This is a genomic window from Bisbaumannia salifodinae (genome assembly GCF_055388505.1).
The window spans coordinates 3362179-3385040 of the sequence record NZ_AP043781.1; the positions used below are offsets into that span (position 1 = coordinate 3362179).

General features: G+C 66.3%; 19 protein-coding genes. 12 read left to right on the forward strand and 7 right to left on the reverse strand.

Annotated features, from left to right (window positions below; all coding sequences use genetic code 11):
- Positions 1-67 precede the first annotated feature (67 nt).
- Positions 68-979: a choline sulfate utilization transcriptional regulator gene (locus tag ACZ5EF_RS15695; protein ID WP_346061679.1), complete on the forward strand. Its 912-nt coding sequence runs from the start codon at positions 68-70 to the stop codon at positions 977-979.
- Here ACZ5EF_RS15695 and ACZ5EF_RS15700 read toward each other — a convergent pair.
- The gene (locus ACZ5EF_RS15700) at positions 976-2610 is read right to left on the reverse strand and encodes a BCCT family transporter (protein WP_346061678.1); all 1635 of its coding nucleotides are present in this window, start codon (positions 2608-2610) and stop codon (positions 976-978) included. The genes ACZ5EF_RS15695 and ACZ5EF_RS15700 overlap by 4 nt on opposite strands.
- A gap of 189 nt (positions 2611-2799) precedes the next feature.
- Between ACZ5EF_RS15700 and ACZ5EF_RS15705 the strand changes: the two genes are divergently transcribed.
- Entirely contained in the window at positions 2800-3705 is a 906-nt protein-coding gene (locus tag ACZ5EF_RS15705; protein ID WP_346061677.1) for a DMT family transporter, read from the forward strand.
- Between the two features lie 86 nt (positions 3706-3791).
- On the opposite strand, the gene ACZ5EF_RS15710 is transcribed toward ACZ5EF_RS15705, so the two are convergent.
- The 3 genes from ACZ5EF_RS15710 to ACZ5EF_RS15720 all read right to left on the reverse strand — a co-directional run bounded on the left by ACZ5EF_RS15710 (position 3792) and on the right by ACZ5EF_RS15720 (position 8520).
- A complete protein-coding gene (locus ACZ5EF_RS15710; RefSeq protein WP_346061676.1) occupies positions 3792-5072 on the reverse strand; it encodes a dicarboxylate/amino acid:cation symporter in 1281 nt (426 codons plus the stop codon).
- Between the two features lie 333 nt (positions 5073-5405).
- A complete protein-coding gene (locus ACZ5EF_RS15715; protein ID WP_346061675.1) occupies positions 5406-6815 on the reverse strand; it encodes a sigma-54-dependent transcriptional regulator in 1410 nt (469 codons plus the stop codon).
- A gap of 4 nt (positions 6816-6819) precedes the next feature.
- Positions 6820-8520 carry a transporter substrate-binding domain-containing protein gene (locus ACZ5EF_RS15720; protein WP_346061674.1) on the reverse strand — a complete coding sequence of 567 codons (1701 nt, stop codon included), beginning with the start codon at positions 8518-8520 and terminating at the stop codon, positions 6820-6822.
- 269 nt (positions 8521-8789) lie between these two features.
- Between ACZ5EF_RS15720 and ACZ5EF_RS15725 the strand changes: the two genes are divergently transcribed.
- Genes ACZ5EF_RS15725 through ACZ5EF_RS15735 form a run of 3 tightly spaced genes read left to right on the forward strand, consistent with a single transcriptional unit; the run spans position 8790 to position 11852 of the window.
- A complete protein-coding gene (locus tag ACZ5EF_RS15725; RefSeq protein ID WP_346061673.1) occupies positions 8790-10361 on the forward strand; it encodes a bifunctional GNAT family N-acetyltransferase/carbon-nitrogen hydrolase family protein in 1572 nt (523 codons plus the stop codon).
- A gap of 4 nt (positions 10362-10365) precedes the next feature.
- Entirely contained in the window at positions 10366-11181 is an 816-nt protein-coding gene (locus ACZ5EF_RS15730) for a M90 family metallopeptidase (protein WP_346061672.1), read from the forward strand.
- Positions 11178-11852 (forward strand): TVP38/TMEM64 family protein, encoded by a 675-nt coding sequence (locus ACZ5EF_RS15735; RefSeq protein ID WP_346061671.1) that lies wholly within the window; start codon positions 11178-11180, stop codon positions 11850-11852. The genes ACZ5EF_RS15730 and ACZ5EF_RS15735 overlap by 4 nt, the downstream gene beginning before the upstream one ends.
- Positions 11853-11936: 84 nt before the next feature.
- On the opposite strand, the gene ACZ5EF_RS15740 is transcribed toward ACZ5EF_RS15735, so the two are convergent.
- Positions 11937-13247, reverse strand: a complete 1311-nt coding sequence (locus ACZ5EF_RS15740) for a glycosyltransferase (RefSeq protein ID WP_346061851.1) — start codon at positions 13245-13247, stop codon at positions 11937-11939.
- A gap of 235 nt (positions 13248-13482) precedes the next feature.
- Between ACZ5EF_RS15740 and ACZ5EF_RS15745 the strand changes: the two genes are divergently transcribed.
- Positions 13483-14550, forward strand: a complete 1068-nt coding sequence (locus ACZ5EF_RS15745; protein ID WP_346061670.1) for a tartrate dehydrogenase — start codon at positions 13483-13485, stop codon at positions 14548-14550.
- Between the two features lie 96 nt (positions 14551-14646).
- Here ACZ5EF_RS15745 and wrbA read toward each other — a convergent pair whose 3' ends face one another.
- Complete coding sequence (gene wrbA / locus ACZ5EF_RS15750) at positions 14647-15246, reverse strand: NAD(P)H:quinone oxidoreductase (protein WP_346061669.1); 600 nt, start codon at positions 15244-15246, stop codon at positions 14647-14649.
- Between the two features lie 326 nt (positions 15247-15572).
- On the opposite strand from wrbA, the gene astE reads away from it, so the two are divergent.
- The 5 genes from astE to ACZ5EF_RS15775 all read left to right on the forward strand — a co-directional run bounded on the left by astE (position 15573) and on the right by ACZ5EF_RS15775 (position 19903).
- Positions 15573-16571 (forward strand): succinylglutamate desuccinylase, encoded by a 999-nt coding sequence (astE, locus tag ACZ5EF_RS15755; RefSeq protein ID WP_346061668.1) that lies wholly within the window; start codon positions 15573-15575, stop codon positions 16569-16571.
- 216 nt (positions 16572-16787) lie between these two features.
- Positions 16788-17558, forward strand: coding sequence for an ABC transporter ATP-binding protein (locus tag ACZ5EF_RS15760; protein WP_346061667.1), 771 nt, complete (start codon positions 16788-16790; stop codon positions 17556-17558).
- A 13-nt stretch (positions 17559-17571) separates the two neighbouring features.
- A complete protein-coding gene (locus tag ACZ5EF_RS15765) occupies positions 17572-18273 on the forward strand; it encodes an ABC transporter permease (protein ID WP_346061666.1) in 702 nt (233 codons plus the stop codon).
- 2 nt (positions 18274-18275) lie between these two features.
- A complete protein-coding gene (locus ACZ5EF_RS15770) occupies positions 18276-18998 on the forward strand; it encodes an ABC transporter permease (protein WP_346061665.1) in 723 nt (240 codons plus the stop codon).
- Positions 18999-19135: 137 nt separating this feature from the next.
- On the forward strand, positions 19136-19903 hold the full coding sequence (locus ACZ5EF_RS15775; protein ID WP_346061664.1) for a transporter substrate-binding domain-containing protein: 768 nt from the start codon (positions 19136-19138) through the stop codon (positions 19901-19903).
- Between the two features lie 59 nt (positions 19904-19962).
- Here ACZ5EF_RS15775 and cadR read toward each other — a convergent pair whose 3' ends face one another.
- On the reverse strand, positions 19963-20415 hold the full coding sequence (cadR, locus tag ACZ5EF_RS15780) for a Cd(II)/Pb(II)-responsive transcriptional regulator (protein WP_346061663.1): 453 nt from the start codon (positions 20413-20415) through the stop codon (positions 19963-19965).
- Between the two features lie 122 nt (positions 20416-20537).
- Between cadR and ACZ5EF_RS15785 the strand changes: the two genes are divergently transcribed.
- Positions 20538-22751, forward strand: a complete 2214-nt coding sequence (locus ACZ5EF_RS15785; RefSeq protein ID WP_346061662.1) for a heavy metal translocating P-type ATPase — start codon at positions 20538-20540, stop codon at positions 22749-22751.
- The last annotated feature ends 111 nt before the right edge of the window (positions 22752-22862 follow it).

Sequence of the window (22862 nt, forward strand, 5' to 3'; positions counted from 1 at the left end):
CAGTCTCTCTGCTAATCTGAAGGCCTGTAAACTCGGTGATTTTTAATGCATAGGATAAGCTTGGCTAATGTCGCTACTCGGCCGTAGGGTATCGCTCAACAGTCTGCGGGTCTTCGAGGCCGCCGCCCGCCACCTCAGTTTCACCGCGGCGGCCCGGGAACTGCACTCCACCCAGTCGGCGGTCAGCCAGCAGGTGCGCGGCCTCGAGGAGCAACTGGGGATGCCCCTGTTCGAGCGCATCTACCGCGGCGTGCGGCTCACCGAGGCCGGCGAGGGGCTGTTCGATGCGGTCCAGGAGGGCTTCGCCACCATCGAGCGGGCCATCGACGCCCTGCTCAACCGCCAGCGTCACCCGCGGGTCAATATCCTCACCGACTTCTCCTTCGCGGCCTACTGGCTGATGCCGCGACTGCCGGCCTTCCGCCGCGACCATCCGCAGATCGACGTACGCATCATCACCCGTCAGGTCGGCGAGATGCGCCCGGATCCGGAAGTGGACGTGGCCATCCTGTTCTGCGACGAGCGCACCCTGGCCGCCGGCGTGCCGCGACTCTTCGCCGAGGAGGTGTTCCCGGTGTGCAGCCCCGGCTTCCTGGCCCAGCATGGGCCCATCGACTCCCTGGCGCGCCTCGCCGAGGTGCCGCTGCTGACCCTGACCAGCGAGGACAAGGCGGCCTGGCAGGACTGGCCCGGCTATTTCCAGCGCCTGGGCGGGATCGCCCACCGGGAGAACGCCGAGCTGATCTTCAACAACTACACCCTGCTGATCCAGGCGGCGATCGCCGGCCAGGGGGTGGGGATGGGCTGGCGGGGCCTGGTGGACGAGGCCATCGACAACGGCATGCTGGTGGGGCTGACCGAGCTGGCCCTGCATTCGTCCCAGGGCTATGGGCTGATCGATATGCAACCCACCGCCGCCGGCGAGGCCAAGGCCACGCTGATGGCCTGGCTGCTGGAGGCGGCGGGCGCGGGGCGCTAACGGCGCTTTAGCTCGCCATTGAGCGCCTTGATGATCGAGTAGCACATCAGCAGCATGACGATGGAGAAGGGAATCGCCGTCGCCGTGACCCCGGCCTGTAGCGCCGAGAGGCCGCCGCCGAGCAGCAGCACGATGGCGATCAACCCCTCCACCGTGGCCCAGAACATGCGCTGCGGCCGCGGCGCATCGATCTTGCCGCCGGCGGTGATGGTATCGATCACCAATGAACCGGAATCCGAGGAGGTGACGAAGAAGATCAGCGCCAGGATGATGCCCAGGGTCGACATCAGGCCGGTCAGCGGCAGCTCGTTGAGCATGCCGAACAGCGACAGCTCGGGGCTGTAATTGTCGATCACATAGTCCTTGACCAGGCTGTTGGCGGGGTCGGCATAGAGCTGATCCAGGGCGGTGGCGCCGAACACCCCCATCCAGATAAAGATAAACAGGCTGGGAATCAGCAACACGCAGATCACGAACTCGCGCACCGTGCGGCCCCGGGAGACCCGGGCGATAAACATGCCGACGAAGGGCGCCCAACTGATCCACCAGGCCCAGTAGAAGATCGTCCAGGCCTGACGATAGGCATCGTCGTCGCGGCCGAAGGGCGCCGAGAGCGGCACGAACTCCGTCACATAGGTGGTAAGTCCCGTCCAGAAGCCACTCAGGGCGATCAGGGTCGGGCCGGCGAACAGCACGAAGAAGAAGAACAGCACCGCCATGGCCATATTGATCTCGGAGAGCTTCTTGACGCCCCCATCGAGCCCCCGCCATACCGAGACCAGGGCCACCGCCGTCACCAGCAGGATAATGATGACCTGAGCGGCGACATTCACCTCCAGCCCGAAGACGAAATTCATCCCCGCATTGGCCTGCTGGGCGCCGAGGCCGAGTGAAGTGGCCAGGCCGAAGAGGGTGGAGAAGACCGCCAGGATATCGATGGCATGGCCCCACCAACCCCAGACCCGCTCGCCGAGGATCGGGAAGAAGGCCGAACGGATCGAGAACGGCAGGCCCTTGTTGTAGGTGAAGAGCGCCAGCGCCAGGGCCATGACCACATAGACCGCCCAGCCATGGATGCCCCAATGCAGGTAGGTGCCGGCCAGGCCCAGGGCCGTAGCCTCGGGAATCGCCTCGGGGTTCAATGCCCCATCGGCGCCGAAGGGCGAGGGGATGCCCAGGGGCAGGGAGACGTTGGCATGGTAGACCGGCTCCAGCACGCCGAAGAACAGCAGGCCGATACCGATACCGGCGGCGAACAGCATGGCGAACCAGGAGAGGTAATGGTATTCCGGCCGAGCCTCGGGCCCGCCCAGCCTCACCGAGCCATAGGGCGAGACCACCAGCGCCAGGCTGAAGAGGATAAAGAAATCCACCACGATCATGAAATACCAGTCCAGGCTGCCAGTGGCGAAACCGACGATGGACTGGAAGAGGCTCCCCGCCCGCTCCGGAAACAGCAGAGTCAGCAGAATAAAGACCACCGAGGCGAGCGCCGAGACGACGAAGACCCGGTTGTGGATATCGAAGCCGATGGGGCCCAGTTGCCCCTCGATATTGTCCTGGCCGACCACATAGTCGGTCTGCATATCGCTGGCCGCGGCGTGCGACGCCGGATCGCTCGGGTTTGTCATCGGAAGTCCCTCGAAACCAAGATAAGGCACAGTCTAGGCGGCTGACGGTGCGGCGTCTCCGCGGCCTCCCAACGCCACTTGGCCGCTTCCCTCCGGGAGCGCACTTGATTAGCCTCCTTACGGGTTGCCGGGTATGATTCAGGGGCCTGCCAGCGTCCCGGGCCCCTACCCACATCCGTCGAGGTCTTGATGCCCCTGCTCTATCTGCTGCCGCCGCTAGGCACCGTGCTGATCTGGTCCGGCAACATGACCATCAACCAGCTCAGCGTGGGCGCCATCGCCCCCAGTTCCATCGCCTTCCTGCGCTGGCTGCTGGCCCTGCTGGTGCTGACCCCCTTCCTGCTGCCCGCCGCCTGGCGGGCCCGGACCATCATCCGCCGCGAGTGGCTCAAGCTCGCCGTGCTGGGTGCCCTGGGCATGGGCCTCTGGCAGGGGCTGGCCTATATGGCCGCCGAGACCACCAGTGCCACCAATATGGGCATCCTCGCCGCCATGGTGCCGCTGCTGACGGTGCTGCTCAGCGCCCTGATCCTGCGCGAGCCGCCCACCCTGGGCGGCGTCATCGGCGGGGTGATCGCCCTGTTCGGGGTACTGGTGCTGCTGGGCCAGGGCGACCCGCGCAGCCTGCTGGCCCTGGAGGTGGCCAAGGGCGATGCGCTGATGGTGGTGGCCGCCACCTGCTACGCCGGCTACGGGGTGATGCTCAGGCGCTGGTCCCTGGGGCTGTCGCCCTGGGTGCTGCTCTATGCCCAGGTGGGCTTCGCGGTGTTGCTGCTGTTGCCGGGCTACCTGCTCGGCCCCATGACCCCGGTGGATGGCGGCAATGTCTGGCTGATCCTCTATGCCGGCATTCCCGCCTCCATCATCACCACCTTCCTGTGGATGCGCGCCATCGGCCAGATCGGCGCCAGCAAGGCGAGCATCTTTATCAACCTGATGCCGCTGTTCAGCGCCCTGATCGCCATGGCCTTCCTCGGCGAGTGCCTGGGCGCCCACCACCTGCTGGGGGGCGGCCTGACGCTGGCCGGGGTGCTGATGGCCCAGACATTGACGCAGCCCTTGTCTCGCACTGTCGCCACGCAAGACCAAGGATGATGGCTCGCCGACGATGACTGCGAACGGCCGACTCTCGAGAGTCGGGAGATGTACGGCATAGCATGCATCTCCCTGAGGGAGGTGAATCAGGCGGCGCTGGGCTGGGTGGCGGGACGTGAACGGTTGTAGATGCTTTCATCGAGCTCGTTTTCGCTCTTGCCGACCAGGACCGACACCATCAGATCACCACAGACATTGACGGTGGTGCGGGCCATATCCAGGATGCGATCGATACCGGCGATGATCGCAAGACCTTCCATCGGCAGGCCGACGGTTGTCAGGACCAACGACAGCATGATCAGGCCGGCACCCGGTACCCCGGCAGTGCCGATCGATGCCAAGGTGGATGTCATGATGATCAGCAGGTAGTCGGAGAACGCCAGATCGACGCCAAAGGCCTGGGCGATAAACAGCGCACAGACCCCTTGGTAGAGGGCGGTGCCGTCCATATTGATGGTCGCCCCCAGCGGCAGTACGAAACTGGAGACCCCCTTGGAGACACCCATCTCCTCCCGTGCGGCTTTAATGGAGGCAGGCAGGGTTCCGGAACTGCTGGTCGTGGTGAAGGCCACCGCGGCGGGATTGATCAGGCCCTTGAGGTAGCGCACCGGATTCAGGCGCCCCAGGCCACTGACCAGGCCGGAATAGAACACCATCACGTGAATGACACAGCCGAGATAGGTCACGGCAACCACCTGGATCAGCGGCAGCAGGATGTCCATACCATACGTGCCGGCCACCCAGGCCATCAGGCCGAACACACCGTAAGGGGCCAGTTTCATCACCAGTTCGGTCAGCTTGTACATGCCTTCCGCCAGGCTTTCGAACACTTGCACGGCCGGTTTCGCCTTCTCGCCACACAGGTTCAGCGCGATGCCCAATCCCAGGGCGAAGACGATGATTTGCAGGATATTGCCGGTTGCCAACGCATCGACCGGATTCGTCGGAATCATGTTGAGCAGCGTCTCGACCAGGGTAGGCGCCTCACTGGCGGCAACGGCGCTGTCGGCCGCCACCATATTGACGCCCTCACCGGGTGAGAAAAGCGTGCCCATGCCAAGACCGATACTGATGGCGACCGCGGTGGTACCGAGGTAGAGCACCACGGACTTAAGGCCGATGCGCCCCAGCTTGCGAGTATCCTGCATCGAGGTGACGCCGACGACCAGCGAGCAGAACACCAGCGGCACGATAAGCATCTTGATGGCGTTGATAAAGAGGGTGCCGATCGGCTTCAACAGCTCGGCATCGGGGCCCAGGATCCCCCCCGCCAGCATCCCGAGGGCCATGCCGATCAAGATTTTCTTCCACAGTGCCAGCTTGCTCCAGAAACCGGCACGACGCGTCTCTAAGGTTGCATGTTCCATTGGTTTTCTCTTTCGTTGTCGTTGTGGTCATTCCGCTTGGGCGACAAGCACCGACGGGCGGCGACACTGCGGACCAGTGAGTCGCCCGCCAGGGCTCGTTCTCAGCCTGTTATCCAGCAAGAACGGTGCCAGTCCACGAAAACACGGAGCAAGTCATTGTTTTAAATGAACTAACCTGAGAAATGACGGATACTGACGTCGACCTGAAAGCTATAACCAGGGTAATGAAAGGGCCACCAACTCCTGAAAATTTTCCTAATTTTCAAATGGTTAAATAAAAACAAAACCAGGGTTATAACTATAACCCTGGTTATGGTGAGTGATACCAGTTCATCACGACTGGGATTTTTTCAGTCGCTTGCTCAATGCCGGCTGGGAAATCCCCAGCAGCCGCGAGGCCCGGGACTGATTGCCCTGCGCCCGTTCCATCGCCTCGGCCACCAGCATATCGGCGACTTCCTGCAGGGTCGGCAGCGGCTGATCGGAAGCGAAGAGGGGCATGGCAGGGTCCGCGTCGGACTCCAGTATTGCGCCTCCCTGCCCGGCCGCCCGGCGAAACACGTCCATTGACAGCACGCCCCCACGATGGCGACCGAGGGCATCGAAACAGAGGGCGCGCAACTCCCTGACATTGCCGGGGAAGGCATAGTTGCGTAGCAGTGCCACCAACGCCTTGGGTACCGGAGGCTTGCTCCGGCCCAGGTCCTCGGCGGCTTCGGCGAGGAAGTGATCCAGTAACAGCGGGATGTCCCCCTGGCGCTGGCGCAGCGGTGGCAACTCCACCTGATGAGTGCGCAAGCGATAATAGAGATCCTTGCGGAACTCGCCGTCACGCTGCTTCTGGTCCAGGTCCTGATGGGTGGCCACCAGCACCCGGGCATGGATACGCTTGGGCCTGTCGCTGCCAAGGGGGTAGTACTCCCCTTCCTGCAACAGACGCAGCAGCTTGACCTGTGAAGCCAGGCTGAGGTCGCCGATCTCGTCCAGCAACAGGGTGCCACCACCGGCCTGCTCGATCATGCCCGCCCGAGCCTTGTCGGCGCCGGTAAAGGCGCCACGATGATGACCGAACAGGGTATCGGCGAAGATGTTGTCATCGAGGCCGGCGACATTGACGCAGACCAGCGGTCCACTACGCCCGCTCAACGTATGGATGGCCCGGGCAATCGCCTCCTTGCCGGTCCCGCTCTCGCCGGTGATCAACACCGGCTGGCTGCTTGCCGACACCGTCTCGAGGTACTGGAACACCGAGCGCATGCCCTTATCCCGGGTAATGATGTCGGCGAATACCTCCGGTCGGTCCAGGGTGTCGCTGAGAAACCGCCGACGCATCTCCTGGTTTTCCAGCCGCATCTCCTGCATCCGGATCGCCCGGTGAATGCCATCGAGCAGGCGGTTCTCTTCCGTTGTCTTTATGAAATAGTCATAGGCGCCAAGGCGAATACAGTTAACCGCGGTTTCCAGTTGGTTCAGGCCGCTGATGATGATGACGCCGATATCCGGGTGCTCTTCGACGATCTGCTGCAGCAGGGCTTCACCGGACAGATGGGGCATGGTCAGGTCGAGCAGCACTAGTCCAATCGGATTCTCGGCGATCATCTGCATCGCATCGCGGCTGTCCTGGCACTGATAGAGGTGATTGATCCCTCCCTGAGTCTCCAGTATCAGGCTGAAACTGCGTAGAAACGAGGCCTCGTCGTCGACCAGCAGAACGCCGAAGGTTGGATAGAGATTACTGCTCATTCGGTCAAGTTTCCGGGTTGATCGGTAATGAAAGCATGGCGCGGGTTCCATGGCCGGGCTCGGAGTCATAATCCAGCGTGCCACCATGCTCCTGTACGATGCTCAGGGATACCGAAAGGCCGAGCCCCATGCCGCCCTGTTCCCTTTTGGTGGTAAAGAAGGGATCGCTGAGCCGCGAGAGATTTTCCGGGTCGATACCCTGTCCTTCATCCCGTACTTCGAGACACAGCCGATTCTTGTCAGCCTCATATTGCGTCGTCACGGAGATGGCGCTGTCGCGGGAGTCCAACGCCTGGCAGGCATTGACGATCAGGTTGATCACCACCTGCTCGATCTTCTGGGCGCTGCCTCGGAACCGCGGCGCCGACTCGTCGTAGCGGACCCGGAAATGGTCGGTGGACTGGCGAATGGTGCTGTCGACCAGGCGGATGGCGGCGGCCACCACTGCATTGAGATCCACCGAGTCGTTCAGGTCGACCGGCCCCTGCCGAGCGAAATCACGCAGGTCATCGACGATCCGGCGGATACGCTGGGCACCGGTGGAGATATCCTCCAGCATCCGCGGTATCTCTTTGCTCATCCGGCTGTAGGGTAAGTGACCGAGCACGAAATCGCCATGCTGCTGAAAGAACGCCTCGTAGGCCTCCTCGCTATCACGCAGCACCGCCTTGAGCATCGACAGGTTCATCAGCACCAGGCTACAGGGGTTATTGATTTCGTGGGCAACCCCCGAGACCAGAACTCCCAGGGAGGTCATCTTGTCGGCCTGGACCAGCTTCTGCTGCTGGATTTTCAGTTCCTGCGCGCGTCGCGCGACTTCACGGGTGAGCATCCGGTTCCAGATGACGATGCCCCCGAGCACCAGCAATAACACCGCCGATATCACTGCCGCGACCTGGCCAATCTTCTTCCATGGCACGCCCGACGTCTCCAGCGGGCCCAACCACTGGTCGTAGATCGCCTGCTGGCGTCCGGTGTTCTTGAGAATCGCCAGGCCTTCGCTGAACTGCGCCAGCAACTCCTCGCGGCCCTTGGCAACACTGTAGCCGTAGCGCCGCGCACCGAAGGTCTTGCCCACCGGCTCGATATTCGAGAGCTCCAGTTCACGCCCCAGATAGAGCCCCGGCAGGTTGGCGACCAGGGCGTAGTCATGCTTGCCCGAGGCCAGCATGCGCAACGCATCGGCATGGGTATCCGCCGGAAACAACAGAGCACCGACATCGCTCTGCAGCATCAGGTCGTGCATGACGCCGCGCTCCTGCACGATCACCTCCTTGCCCCGAAGCTCCTGCAAGTCGGTGACTTCCGCCTGCCCCTGACGGGCAAAGATCGACTGATGCACGATGGCATGGGGCGGCGCGAAATCGTACAGCTCGGCACGTTCGGGTGAATAGGCCATCCCCTGCAACACGTCGATGTCGCCCGCCTCCAAAAGCTGACGTATCTCGGCCCAGTTCCCAAGCCGAATCTCGACGTCGATGCCCATCACCTCGGCGATGGCCCGCGTCAGGTCGGTGTTGTAGCCGTCCGGCTCGCCCTCTTCGTTGATAAACTCGTAGGGTGGATAGTTGTGGTCGCCGCCGACGACGATGACATTCCGTTGATCATCCGCCTGGCCGTGGACGGCGGCATCGGCAGTGCCGTCCAACGACAGCAGCAGCCCCAGCAGGCAGCCCAACGCTCCGCGTAGCAGGAAAGCAACCATTACTTAGATCCAACCATGAGGCTGCGACAGCACGGCGCCCCTGATTGCGTTTGATCCCATATCAATCCCATCGATGGTCTTAGCGCGAGTGCGCGGCATATCGGCGATCCTTTCTCTCCTCAAGCGTAGCCATCTGAATAGTATGGCCCGCCTGTATCGTCGCCATCGCATCATACCTTCATGTGACGACATGATAACGGTGGAATAACGGCGCGACCCGGGGCCCATGATAGAATCCGCTCAATTCCCCCCGCTCAGGAGTCGCCGCCATGTCCCTCGACGAACTGCACCTCAACCTGCGCAACCTGACCGTGGAGGACTATCCCCAGCTCAAGACGCTGATGGACAAGGTCTATGACGATATCGGCGGGGCCTGGCCCAAGCTCACCATCGACAAGCTGGTGCAGGAGTTCCCCGACGGTCAGTTGGTGATCGAGGACGACGAGGTGATCGTCGGCGTGGCCCTTACCGCCCTGGTGGACTACGACACCTTCTCCAACCCCCACAAGTACGACGACCTGATCGGCTCCCGGGAGGTGATCCTCAACGAGCCCGAGGGCGACGCCATGTACGGCCTGGACGTGCTGATCGACCCGGCCTACCGAGGCTATCGCCTGGGCCGGCGCCTCTATGAGGCGCGCAAGGAGCTGTGCCGCTCGATGAACCTGCGGGCGATCCTCGCCGGGGGGCGCATCCCCCAGTACCACGAGTACGCCGACGCCCTCTCCCCCACCGAGTACATCGACAAGGTGGCCCGCCGCGAGCTCCACGACCCCATCCTCTCCTTCCAACTGGCCAACGACTTCCAGGTCAAACGGCTGCTGCGCAAGTACCTGCCGGAGGACGAGAAGTCCCAGGGCTTCGCCACCCTGCTGGAGTGGAACAATATCCTCTTCGAGCCCGCCGAGCGGGTGTTGGAGTCGCGCAAGACCCAGGTGCGGGTCGGCGCCGTGCAGTGGCAGATGCGCGAGTTCGACTCGGTGGAATCGGTGCTCCAGCAGGTGGAGTACTTCGTCGACGCCCTGTCCGGCTACCAGAGCGACTTCGCGGTCTTCCCGGAGCTCTTCAATGCCCCGCTGATGGGCCTGCAGGACCGCGCCGCCCAGCAGGACCAGATGGCCGCCATCCGCTTCCTGGCCGGCTTCACCGAGCAGTTCAAGAGTGAGCTGTCGCGCATGGCGGTGGCCTACAACATCAATATCGTCGCCGGCTCGATGATCGAGGCAGGCGAGGACGACCGCCTCTATAACGTCAGCTACCTGTGCCACCGGGACGGCACTCTGGAGCGCCAGCACAAGCTGCATATCACCCCCCAGGAGCGCCGCGACTGGGTGATCGAGGGCGGCGACGAACTGCGCGTCTTCGACACCGACGCCGGCCGGGTGGGCATCCAGATCTGCTACGACGTGGAGTTCCCCGAGCTCTCCCGGCTGCTCGCCGAGCAGGAGATGGATATCCTCTTCGTGCCCTTCTGGACCGATACCAAGAACGGCTACCTGCGGGTCCGCCACTGCGCCCAGGCCCGGGCCATCGAGAACGAGTGCTATGTGGTGCTGTGCGGCAGCGTCGGCAACGTGCCCTCCATCGAGAACCTGGATATCCAGTACGCCCAGTCGTCGGTCTTCTCGCCCTCCGACTTCGCCTTCCCCCACGACGCCGTGCTGGCGGAGACCACCCCCAACACCGAGATGATCATGTTCTCGGACCTGGACCTGACCCGCCTGACCGTGGTGCGCAACGAGGGCTCGGTGACCAACCTCAAGGATCGCCGCAAGGACCTCTTCGACCTGCGCCTGCGCGACTGGTCGTGGAAGTCCGGGGGCCGGCAGGAGGAGGCCTGAGGCCATGCTCGGGCGGCTGCGCCACTGGCGGGAGCAGCGCTTCGCGGCCCGCCACCCCTTCCCCGACGCCGACTGGGCGGAGGCCCGGGCGCGGCTGCCGCTGCTCGCCGCCCTCGCCGACGACGAGGCGGCGCTGCTGGGACGGCGCGCCTGGCACTTCGCCCACCACAAGCGCTTGAGCCTGCACCCCGAGCTCGCCGCGACGACGCCCTTCGATCCGCCCGCCCGACTGGCCCTGGCCGCCCAGGCCTGCCTGCTGACCCTGGGCTGGTCGCAGGCGGAGCACCTGGAGGCCTTCGCCAATGTCCACGAGATCCTGGTCCTCCCCGAGGCCTTCCAGCGCCGGGTGGAGGAGATGGACGAGGTCGGGGTGATGCACGAGTACGACGACGAGCGGGCCGGCGAGACCTCCTACCAGGGCCCGGTGGTGGTGGCCTTCCCCGACCTGATGGAGAGCGGCGACTTCACCGGCTTCAATGTGCTGATCCACGAGCTGGCCCATAAGCTCGACCTGGGCAACTCCCAGGACGTGGACGGCTTCCCGCCGCTGCCCCGCGACATCGACCCGAAAGCCTGGCACCGTGAATTCAGCGCCGTCTGGGACGATCTCCAGGCGCGTCTGGCGCGTGGCGAGGAGACGCCCATCGACGACTACGCCGCCAGCCATCCCGGCGAGTGCTTCGCGGTCTGCTGCGAGTATTTCTTCACCGCCCCGGACACCCTGAGCCAGGCCTACCCCGGCCTCTATGCCCTGCTGCGCGACTACTTCCGCCAGGACCCCTTGGCCCGGCTGCCCCGGGGCGAGTCGCCGGGCCCATGAGCCGCCGCCTGGTGCTGCCCCTGTTGCTGGTGGCGCTGGTCGCCCTGGGGCTCGCCTGGCAATGGCTGGCCCATAGCGGCCTGCTCGAGGCGGCGCGCCTGGAGGCCCTGGCCCGGGGCGGCCTGGCCTGGCGCGACAGCCCCTGGGCGCTGCCCACGCTGATGGCGATCTACGCCGGCGCCTGCCTGGTGATGTTCCCGCTGAGCCTGCTGGTGGCGGTCACCGGCCTGCTGTTCGGCCCCTGGTGGGGCTTCGGCTATGCCCTGGCCGGCACCCTGGCGGCCTCGGCGCTGACCTGGTGGGTGGGTCGCCGCCTGGGCCGCGAGGCGCTGCTGCGCCACGGCGGACCGCGCCTGCGCGGCCTCTCCCGCTACCTGTCGCGGCGCGGCATCCGCACCATGACGCTGATCAACCTGCTGCCCCTGGCCCCCTTCACCCTGACCAATATGCTGGCGGGTGCCTTCCGGCTGCGCTTTCGCGACTACCTGATCGGCTCCACCCTGGGCATCGTCCCGGGACTCGCCGGGGTCACCCTGCTGGGCAGCCAACTGGGCCAGCTGATCACCGCCGAGAGTCGTCAGGAACTGCTGTGGGGCGGCCTCGGCCTGCTCGCCGGCATCGCCCTGCTGGCGGGACTGAAGCGCTGGGCGGAGCGGCGCCGGCGACGCTGAACGCCCTACTTCGGCTCCACCTTGTCCTCGTCCTCCCCCGGCCAGCCGCCAGGAGCCGCTCTGGGGTCCGGCCAGGCCGAGCGCCTACTTCGGCTCCACCTTGTCCTCGTCCTCCCCCGGCCACCAGGCGGGACGCTCCCGGTCCCACTCCGTCTGCACCAGCTGCCCCAGCACCCGCCCCCGGTGGCGCAGCATCAGCCACTCGGCCCCCAGGCGGTGACGCATCCATTGCCAGCCGTTCTCGTCGGCGCGGGTGAACGGGCCGCCCCGGACGATGGCCCGCCGGTAGACCGCCAGGCAGCGCTCGGCGCAGCGTGCCTCGTCGTAGGCCGCCGCCGTGGTCAGGGCCCCCTCCCGCAGGGGACGCCGTGCCGCCGCCTCACTCAGCGCCAGCAGCGCCGTCGCCATGGCCTCGGCGTCGTCCTCGGCCAGCAACTGGCCGTTGTGCCCCGAGACCACCACCTCGCGCACCCCGGGCGCATCCACGGCCACCACCGGCAGGCCGGTGGCCATGGCCTCCACCAGCACCATGCCCTGGGTCTCGCTATGGGAGGCGAAGGCGAAGAGATCCATGGCGTGGTAGGCATCAATCAGTTCCTGACCCTGCAGGCGCCCGGTGAAATGCAGCCGCGCCGCCACCCCCTGGCGCTCGGCGCTCGCCGCCAGGCCGTGCCGCGCCTCCCCCTCGCCCACTACCAGGCCATGCAACCGCGGCTCCCGCGCCAGGGCCAGGGCCAGCGCCTCGCCGAGGAAGTCGAGGTTCTTCTCCCGGGCCAGGCGGCCCAGGTGACCGATCACCGGGGCCCCCTCGGGAATCCCCAGGCGCCGCCGCCACGCCTCGCCCTGGCCCCGGGCGAAGCGCGCCGTATTGACGCCACTGGGCACCACGCTGAGGTGGGGGTTGGCGCCGCGCTCCAGCAGCAGGTCGCGAATGCTCTCGCTGGGGGCGATCACCTCGTCGCAGAGGCGGGTGTACTGGGTGGCCAGGGCAATGGCGAAGCGCTGCATGCGTGGCGAGTCCCCGGGCACATAGTGGGTGTAGTGTTCGTAGAGGGTGTGATGGGTAAACACCAGCGGCAGGCCATAGGTCTCGGCGGCCCGGGCCGCGGTATCGCCCAGCAGGAAGGGGTGATGGGAATGCAGGATATCCGGCTCGAAGGCCTCGATCTCCTCGTGGAGCCGGCCGGGAATCGGCACCGGTAGCGAGAAGTCGCTGCCGTTGAAGTGCTGCACCGCGGCCACCCGCACCACGTCCGGCTCCGCCGCGGGCTGTCCCGCCAGACGCGGCGCCACCACCCGCACCCGGTGGCCCTGGGCCTGCAGGCGGCGGGTCAGGCGCAGCACCGATTCGCTGACCCCGCCCACGATGGGCTGGTAGGTATTGGTGAACATCATCACCTTCACGGGCACTCTCCCTGGGACGCAACGACGAGGTCCGGCCGCGGCGGCACGCGCCGGGGGGCTCTGCCGTTCAAGATAGTCGACGCCGGCACGCCGCCGCGCCGGTACCCGGCGGAGACACCCATCAGACCAATAAAAAATGGCCTGATGTCCAGAACTTGGGGGCGTCCTCCCGGGTCGGACGGCCTGCTAGACTGGCGGGGTTTTCCCACTCAGAGAGGAGATCGGCATGGCACAACGCATCGCGGTGATTCCCGGCGATGGCATCGGCAAGGAGGTGATGCCCGAGGGCGTGCGCATCCTCGAGGCGGCGGCGCGGCGCTTCGCCATCGACCTGGAACTCGAGGCCTTCGACTTCGCCAGCTGCGACTACTACCTCGAGCACGGCCAGATGCTCCCCGACGACTGGTTCGAGACCCTCGAAGGCTTCGATGCCATCTACTACGGCGCCGTGGGCTGGCCCGAGACGGTGCCGGATCACGTCTCCCTGTGGGGCTCGCTGCTGCAGTTCCGGCGGCGCTTCGACCAGTACATCAACCTGCGCCCCTGCCGTTTGCTGCCCGGTATCCAGAGCCCATTGGCGGGCCGCGAGCCCGGTGACATCGACTTCTATGTGGTGCGCGAGAACACCGAGGGGGAATACTCCAGCGTCGGCGGCAAGATGTTCGAGGGCACCGAGCGGGAGATCGTCATCCAGGAAACGGTGATGACCCGTCACGGCACCGACCGGGTGCTGAAGTTCGCCTATGAGCTGGCCCGTTCACGGCCCAGGAAGAAGCTCACCTCCGCCACCAAGTCCAACGGCATCGCGATCACCATGCCCTGGTGGGACGAGCGGGTGGCCGCCATGGGCGCCCACTACCCGGAGGTGGCGGTCGACCAGTTCCATATCGATATCCTCACCGCCAACTTCGTGATGCACCCGGACTGGTTCGACGTGGTGGTGGCCAGCAACCTCTTCGGCGATATCCTCTCCGACCTGGGCCCGGCCTGCACCGGCACCATCGGCGTGGCCCCCTCGGCCAATATCAACCCCGAGGGGACCTTTCCCAGCCTCTTCGAGCCGGTACACGGCAGCGCCCCGGATATCGCCGGCAAGGGAATCGCCAACCCCATCGGCCAGATCTGGTCCGGCGCCATGCTGCTCGAGCACCTGGGGCACCGGGAGGCCGCGGACGCCGTCGTTAGCGCCTTCGAGGCGGTGCTCCGCGACGGCGACAAGCGCGTTCTTACACCGGATGTGGGAGGCACCGGCACCACCGAGGCGCTGGGACGAGCCATCGCCAGTCGGCTCTAGGCTCACGCCACGCTCAATAGTCACTCGCCGCGGCAGCCCGAGACGACGACGCCCCGCGATGGCAGGGCGTCGAGGCGTTCCGGTGCAAGGAACGTTTCAGCCGGCGAGTTTCGCGGCGATACCGGCGACATGCTCGCCCTGGAAGCGCGCCAGTGCCAGCTCGGTCTCGCTGGGTTGGCGGGAGCCGTCGCCGCCGGCGATGGTGGCGGCGCCATAGGGCGAGCCGCCCTTGACTTCGGAGATGTCGAACTGCGCCTCGGTGCCATAGCCGATGGGCACGATCACCATGCCGTGGTGAGCCAGGGTGGTCCAGGCGGTGAGGATGGTGGTCTCGTTGCCGCCGCCGGTGCCGGTGGAGGTAAAGACGCTACCCACCTTGCCACGCAGGGCGCCCTCGGCCCAGAGGCCGCCGGTGCGGTCGAGGAAGTTGCGCATCTGGCCCGACATGTTGCCGAAGCGGGTGGGGGTGCCGAAGATCACCGCATCGTAGTCGGCCAGTTCCGCGGGCTCCGCCTCGGGGGTGTCGAAGTCCTGCTTGCCGCCGGCCTTGGCGAAGGCCTCGGCGTCCATGGTCTCGGGCACCCGCTTGACCGTCACCCGACAGCCCGCCACCCCGCGCGCCCCCTCGGCGACGGCCTTGGCCAGGGTGTCGATATGCCCATACATGGAGTGATACAGCACCAGCACTTGAGTCATGATTGCGGCTCCTCTCGAGGATTCGATAGCGACCTTGCCTGCTGGAGTCTAGTCGACCGGCAGCGCTCCCCCTATGCGGCCTTGGCCACCTCTAGTCGGGAGGCTTTTTATGCTAGCCCTGCTGCGCTGCCTCGCGGGCCTGCCGCCACTTGCCGGCGACGAGGGCGTGGGACGCCCCGGGGTCAGCGTCTTCGCGCCCCTCCGCTGAACGGCCCGGGAGTTACAGGATGGCACCGGCTTTTTCATCGCCTCGACCCCGACGCTTGTCGTCGCCAGCAAAGCTGGTGATGGTGCCGACACAGAACGGCAAGCACAGAAGGCGCCCTATGCTCAGTCAATGGATCGATCTTACCCTCGCCGAGCGGGTCCCCGAGGCCGAAGGCCGGCTGCCCTTCGGCCGCTACCGGCTGCTGGGCCCGGGCATCCTCGAGCTGATCCCCAGCGAGCGCCAGGCCCAGGCCCGGGCCTGCGTGATCTCGGTGGGCGTGCATGGTAACGAGACCGCCCCCATCGAACTGCTGGGGGAGTTGCTGTCGCGCCTGGAGGCCGGCAGCCTGCGCCTGGGCGCCCCGACCCTGCTGATCCTCGGCAACCCGCCGGCCATCCGCGCCGGCGAGCGCTTTCTCGACACCAACCTCAACCGCCTCTTCCAGCGCGGCCAGGATCGCCACGGCGACGAACCCGAGCGGGCCCGCACCCTGATGGCGGCGGTGGACGCCTTCTACGCCCGCCACGCCGGCAGCCAGCGGCTGCACTATGACCTGCATACCGCCATCCGCGACAGCCGCTTCCCGCGCTTCGCGGTGGAGCCCCATGCCGAGCACCACACCGGCGCCGAGCAGTGGCGCTGGCTGGCCGCCGCCGGCCTGCAGGCGGTGCTGCACCAGCATCAGCACAGCTGGACCTTCTCCCACTATTCCAAGCACTACCACGGCGCCCAGGCCTTTACCCTGGAGCTGGGTAAGGTGGCCCCCTTCGGCCACAACGACCTGGTGGCCCTACGCCCGATGCGTGCCCTGCTCGAGGCCCTGGTGGAGGGCCGCGAGCCACCGGGGCAGGATCCCGACGCCCTGGCCTTCTTCCGGGTCGAGCATGAGCTGATGCGCCATTCCCGGGACTTTAGCCTGCACTTCGCCGACGATACCGCCAACTTCACCGAATTCGCCCCGGGCAGCCTGCTGGCCAGCGACGCCGAGGCCGGCGACTTCCGGGTCGGCGATACGCCATTGGCGGTGGTCTTCCCCAATGCCAAGGTGGAGATCGGCGCCCGCGCCGCCCTGTTGGTCAGGCCGAGCCCGGTGCCGGAGGCCAGCATCCAACCCTAACCAAACGCCCCCAGGCAGAAAATAAAACTGACAGACAACAATAAGTTAGAGGATAGCTATTTATGACCCCCACCCCAACACTAGACAAAAGTCGCATACCGACGACTCGGCCATACTCTGTCAGGGGATGCCAGGGCTGGTAGAATCGCCAGCCTTTCGCATCCGCCATGCTGAAATCGCCATCCCCGGATGGCCATCCCGACCTGGAGCCGAGTTATGGCCGCAACGCCGTTACCGCTGGAAGTTCGTAATATCAAGAAACGCTTCGGCGACGCCGAGGTGCTCAAGGGCCTCTCCCTGCAAGCCAAGAAAGGCGACGTCATCACCCTGATCGGGGCCTCCGGCTCCGGCAAGAGCACCTTCCTGCGCTGCATGAACCTGCTGGAACAGCCCGACGAGGGCGACCTGATCGTGCATGGCGAGGAGATCCGCTTCAAGCACACCAAGCAGGGTCGCGAGCCCGCCGACTGGAAGCAGGTGGTGCGCATGCGCGCCAAGCTCTCGATGGTCTTCCAGGGCTTCAACCTCTGGTCCCATATGACCCTGCTGGAGAACATCATCGAGGCCCCGGTGCATGTGCTGGGCAAGCCCAAGAAGGAGGCCATCGACCAGGCCCACGCCCTGCTCGAGCGGGTCGGCCTGTCGCATCGCGCCAAGGCCTATCCGGCGCAGATGTCCGGTGGCCAGCAGCAGCGCGGCGCCATCGCCCGGGCCCTGGCCATGGACCCGGAGGTGATGCTCTTCGACGAGCCCACCTCGGCGCTGGACCCGGAGCTGGTAGGCGACGTGCTCAAGGTAATGCGCGACCTGGCCGAAGAGGGCCGTACCATGGTGGTGGTGACCCACGAGATGAGTTTCGCCCGGGACGTCTCCAGCCAGGTGATCTACCTGCACCAGGGCCTGGTCGAGGAGGCCGGCGCGCCCCGCGACGTGCTGGACAACCCGCAATCGCCGCGCCTCCAGCAGTTCCTGGCGCCCAAGTACTGAGCGGGAGACGACCATGCTAGACCTTCACGGCTACGGCCCGCGGCTGCTGGAAGGCGCCGGGGTCACCCTGCAGCTGGCGGTTCTGTCGCTGATCCTGGCCCTGGTGCTGGGCCTGCTGGCGGCCAGCGCCAAGATGTCCCGCAACTGGCTGCTGCACAAGACCGCGACCCTCTACACCACCATTATCCGCGGGGTCCCCGACCTGGTGCTGATGCTGCTGCTGTTCTTCGGCGGCCAGATGGGCCTCAACCTGCTGACCGATACCCTCTACGACCACACCGGGCTCGACTGGTACGTTAACCTCAACGCCTTCGCCGCCGGGGTGCTGACCATCGGTTTCATCTTCGGCGCCTATATGTGCGAGACCTTCCGCGGCGCCTTCCTGGCCGTGGAGCATGGGCAGATCGAGGCGGGCAAGGCCTACGGCATGAGCAACTGGCTGGTGTTCCGGCGCATCCGCTTCCCGCAGATGATGCGCCATGCCCTGCCGGGGCTCTCCAACAACTGGATGGTGCTGCTCAAGACCACCGCCCTGGTCTCGATCATCGGCCTGACGGACATGGTGCGGGTCGCCGCCGAGGCCTCCCGCGCCACCCATGAGCCCTTCACCTTCCTGATTCCGGTGGCCGTTATCTATCTGTTGATCGCCAGCGTCTCCGAGTGGGCCTTCGCCCGCCTGCAGAAACGCTACGACGTCGGCTTCGGGGAGCACTGACCATGGAACTCACGACCTGGCTCAATGAGCTGCTATCCGACAACCTGATCTTCACCCCCCAGACCCTGGGCTACTACTGGGAAGGCCTGGTCACCACCACCCAGCTGGTGTTCCTGTCGCTGCTGGCGGGGCTGGTGCTGGCGGTGCCCCTGGCCATCGGGCGCAGCTCCGGGCGGCGCTGGATCAGCCTGCCGATCTACGCCTACACCTATGTGTTCCGCGGCACACCGTTGCTGATTCAGCTCTATATCATCTACTACGGGGTGGTGTTCTTCGACGGCATTCAGGAGACCTTCCTGTGGCCGATGCTGCGCGAGGCCTTCTATCCGGCGCTGATCGCCTTCACCCTCAATACCGCGGCCTATACCACCGAGATCTTCCGTGGCGCCATCAAGGCGACCGCCAGGGGGGAGATCGAGGCGGCCCGGGCCTACGGCATGTCCAATGCCCTGATGATGCGCCGCATCATCCTGCCCAGCGCCTTCCGCCGCGCCCTGCCGGCCTACGGCAACGAGGTGATCTTCATGCTGCATGCCAGCGCCATCGCCAGCGTGGTGACCCTGATGGACCTCACCGGGGCGGCGCGCTTCGTCTATGCGCGCTTCTATGCGCCCTTCGAGGCCTTCCTGTTCGTCGCGGCGATCTACCTGTGCCTAACCTTCGCCATCCTCTACCTGTTCCGTTACCTGGAGAAGCGCCTGCTGGCCCACCTCAAGCCGGCCTGAACCCGCCGGCCCAGGCCGGCGTCAAACAAACGTTGGGAAATTGGCTCTATCCCCCTTCCGGGGCTCGCCAAGCTGCGTTACCGTGGCCTGGATCGATAACCCCGGTTCAATCCCCTATAACAACAGGGAAACGCACCATGAAAAAACTGCTTACCATCTCTCTCCTCGGTGCCGCCATCGTGGCCGGCACCGCCCAGGCCCGTGATTACGACCATGTCCGCTTCGGCGTCGACGTGCCCTACGAGCCCATGGAATACCGCACGCCGGAAGGCGAGCTGATCGGCTTCGATATCGACCTCGGCAACGCCCTCTGCGAGGAGATGGGCATTACCTGCGAGTGGGTCGAGCAGGAGTGGGACGGCATCATCCCCGGCCTGCTGGCCCGTAACTACGACGCCATCATGTCCTCCATGTCCATCAACGACGAGCGCCGCCAGACCGTGCGCTTCTCCGACTCCTACATCACCATTCCCGGCGCCTGGTTCGCCCCCGCCGACAGCAGCCTGGAGGAGATCGACGAGGAGAGCCTGGCCGGCAAAAGCATCGGCGTGCAACGCGGTACCACCTACGACAACTACGCCACCGATGCCTACGGCAGCATCGCCACCATCAACCGCTATTCCACCGCCGACGACATGGTGCTGGACCTGGATGCCGAGCGCCTGGATATCGTCTTCCTCGAGTTCGTGGTCGGCCAGTCCACCCTGCTCAACAGCGACGACGGCGACTACCGGGTGGTCGGCGAGATGGTCACCGAGCCCGAGGAGTACTTCGGTGAAGGCTTCGGCATCGCCTTCCGCCCGCGCGACGAGGCCCTGGCCGAGCGCTTCAACGAGGCCCTGGCCACCCTCAGGGAAGACGGCACCTACGACGAGATCCTGCAGCGCTACTTCGGCGACGAGTAAGCCCGACGCCCGCTCAACCCCCGGCCAAGGTCGGGGGTTTTTTGTGCCCGGCCGGCGCCTTAACCATGGGCGCCGGGCAGATGGGCGCCCTCCCCCGCTGCGGGCAACTCGTCCTCGCCCAGGGGCCGGGAGAGCTCCCGAAGAATCCCACAGGCCTCGGCCTCGGCCTCGCCGTTGCAGCGCGCCCGCAGGGCCACCAGGGCCGTTTCCAGGGCCTGGAGCTGGCGAATCCGCGCCGCCACATGGGCCAGGTGCGCGTCGATCAGGCCATTGACCTCGTGGCAGGGCCGCTCGGGATGGTCGTGATAGGCCAGCAAGGTACGGATCTCCTCCAGGGTCATGTCCAGGGCCCGGCAATGGCGAATAAAGGCCAGCCGCTCGGCATGACGCTGGTCATACTGGCGGTAGTTGGCGGCACTGCGGGCGGGGGCCGGCAGGAGCCCCTCCCGCTCGTAGTAGCGAATGGTCTCCACCCCGCAGCCGCTCTGGCGGGCCAGTTCTCCGATACGCATCCTCGTCCTCCTCGGCTTATCCCCTGGGCTTACTCCCAGGGCTCCCTCTCCCCTCTTGACCCTGTAGTGGCTACAGGGTGTGTACTCTGAGCCTACCCCAAGCTCACCAGGGAGTCACACGGATGACCACCTCCTGCTGCGGCGGCCGCCCCCAGGCGACCACCGACAAGACGCCACTACCCGACGATGCCCGGACCCTGCGCCTGCATATCGCCGCCATGGACTGCCCCACCGAGGAGGCGCTGCTGCGCCGCGCCCTGGCCGACGAGCCGGGCATCCTGGCGCTGCGCTTCGACCTGATCCGCCGGGTGCTGACCGTGGCCCACGACGGCGCCGATGAAGCCGGCATCCAGGCGCGGATCGCCGCCACCGGCATGAGCGCCGAGCCGCTGGAGGATGCGACCGCCAGCGCCCCGGCCTCGCCACCCGCCGAGGGCTGGGGCCGGCTGGGCCTGGCCGCCGTCCTGGCACTGGCCGCGGAGCTGCTGCACTGGTTCACCCTGGCGCTGGCCTGGGCACCGCCCCTGCTGGCCCTGGCCGCCATCGGCCTGGCCGGGCTGACCACCTGGAAGAAGGGCTGGATCGCCCTGCGCCACCGCAGCCTGAATATCTATGCGCTGATGAGCGTGGCGGTGACCGGGGCCCTGCTGATCGGCCAGTGGGCCGAGGCGGCCATGGTGCTGGTGCTCTTCACCCTGGCCGAGCGCATCGAGGCGCGCTCCCTGGGCCGCGCCCGGGACGCCATCCGCGGCCTGCTCGACCTGGCCCCGGCCACGGCCCGGGTGCGCCAGGACGACGGCGACTGGCAGGAGGTGGCCGCCGAGGCGGTGGCCATCGGCAGCCGGGTGCGGGTGCGCCCCGGCGAGCGGGTGCCCCTGGACGGCGAGATCCTCAGCGGCCGGAGCGCCCTGGACGAGTCGCCCATCACCGGCGAGGGCTTGCCCAGGGACAAGGGACCGGGGGATGCCGTCTTCGCCGGCACCATCAACCAGCAGGGGGAGCTCGACTACCGCACCACCCGGCGGGCCAACGACACCACCCTGGCGCGGATCATCCATGCGGTGGAGGAGGCCCAGGCCAGCCGCGCCCCCACCCAGCGCCTGGTGGATCGCTTCGCCGCCGTCTATACGCCCCTGGTGTTCGCCCTGGCCATCGTCACCGCCCTGGCCTGGCCGCTGTTCGGCGGCGCCTGGCTGGAGGGCATCTACCGGGCCCTGGTACTGCTGGTGATCGCCTGCCCCTGCGCCCTGGTGATCTCCACCCCGGTGACCATCGTCAGCGGCCTGGCCGCGGCGGCCCGTTCCGGCATCCTGATCAAGGGCGGCCACTTCCTGGAGCAGGGCCATCGCCTGACCTGGCTGGCCTTCGACAAGACCGGCACCCTCACCGAGGGCAAGCCTCGACTGCACCATTGGGAGGCCTGGGACACGCACGACAGCGGCGAGTCGCCAGCGGGGCTGGCCCGGGCCCTGGCCGGGCGCTCCAATCACCCGGTCTCCCGGGCCCTGGCGGCGGCGCTATTCGAAGAGCCATTCGAGGAGCCATTCGAGGAGCCATCCGCAGCGCTTTCCGACGGGCTGGCCGAGACCCCAAACGCCGTCGTCGAGCGTCCCGGCCTGGGCGTGAAGGCGAGCCTCGGTGAGCGTCGGCTATGGCTGGGCAATCGCCGCCTGGCGATGGAGCATGGCGTCGAGGCGAGCCTCCTGGAGGCGCGCCTGGCGCCCCTGGAGGCCCAGGGGCAGAGCCCGGTGATCCTCGGCGAGGCCAACCGTCCCCTGGCGCTGTTTGCCGTCAGCGATCCCCTCAAGGCCGGCAGCCGCGGGGCGATCGCCGCCCTGCACCGCTTGGGCATCCAGACCCTGATGCTCTCCGGCGACAACCGCCATAGCGTGGCCGCCATCGCCGCCGAGGCCGGCATCGACGAGGCCCGGGGGGAGCTGCTCCCCGAGGACAAGCTGCGCCTGATCGAGGAGAAGGCGGCCAACGCCAGCATCGGCATGGTCGGCGACGGCATCAACGACGCCCCGGCCCTGGCCCGGGCCGATATCGGCTTCGCCATGGGCGGCGCCGGCAGCGACACCGCCATCGAGACCGCCGACGTGGCGCTGATGGACGACGACCCACGCAAGCTGCCACGCTTCGTCGCCCTCTCCCGGGCCACCCGGCGGGTGCTGATCCAGAACATCGCCTTCGCCATCGCCATCAAGGTGCTCTTCCTGGGGCTCGCCTTCAGCGGCCACGCCACCCTGTGGATGGCGGTCTTCGCCGATATGGGCGCCAGCCTGCTGGTGGTGGCCAACGGCCTCAGGCTGCTAAAGCAGGCTCCGGATAAATAGCCCATCGAGAGGCCATCGCTAGCTGTCGTGTTCCGAATGACCGAAGTGGTCATGGATTACGCCGTGGGGAATACGGATGTCTTCACCGGCGATGGTGAGTTGACTGAGGCT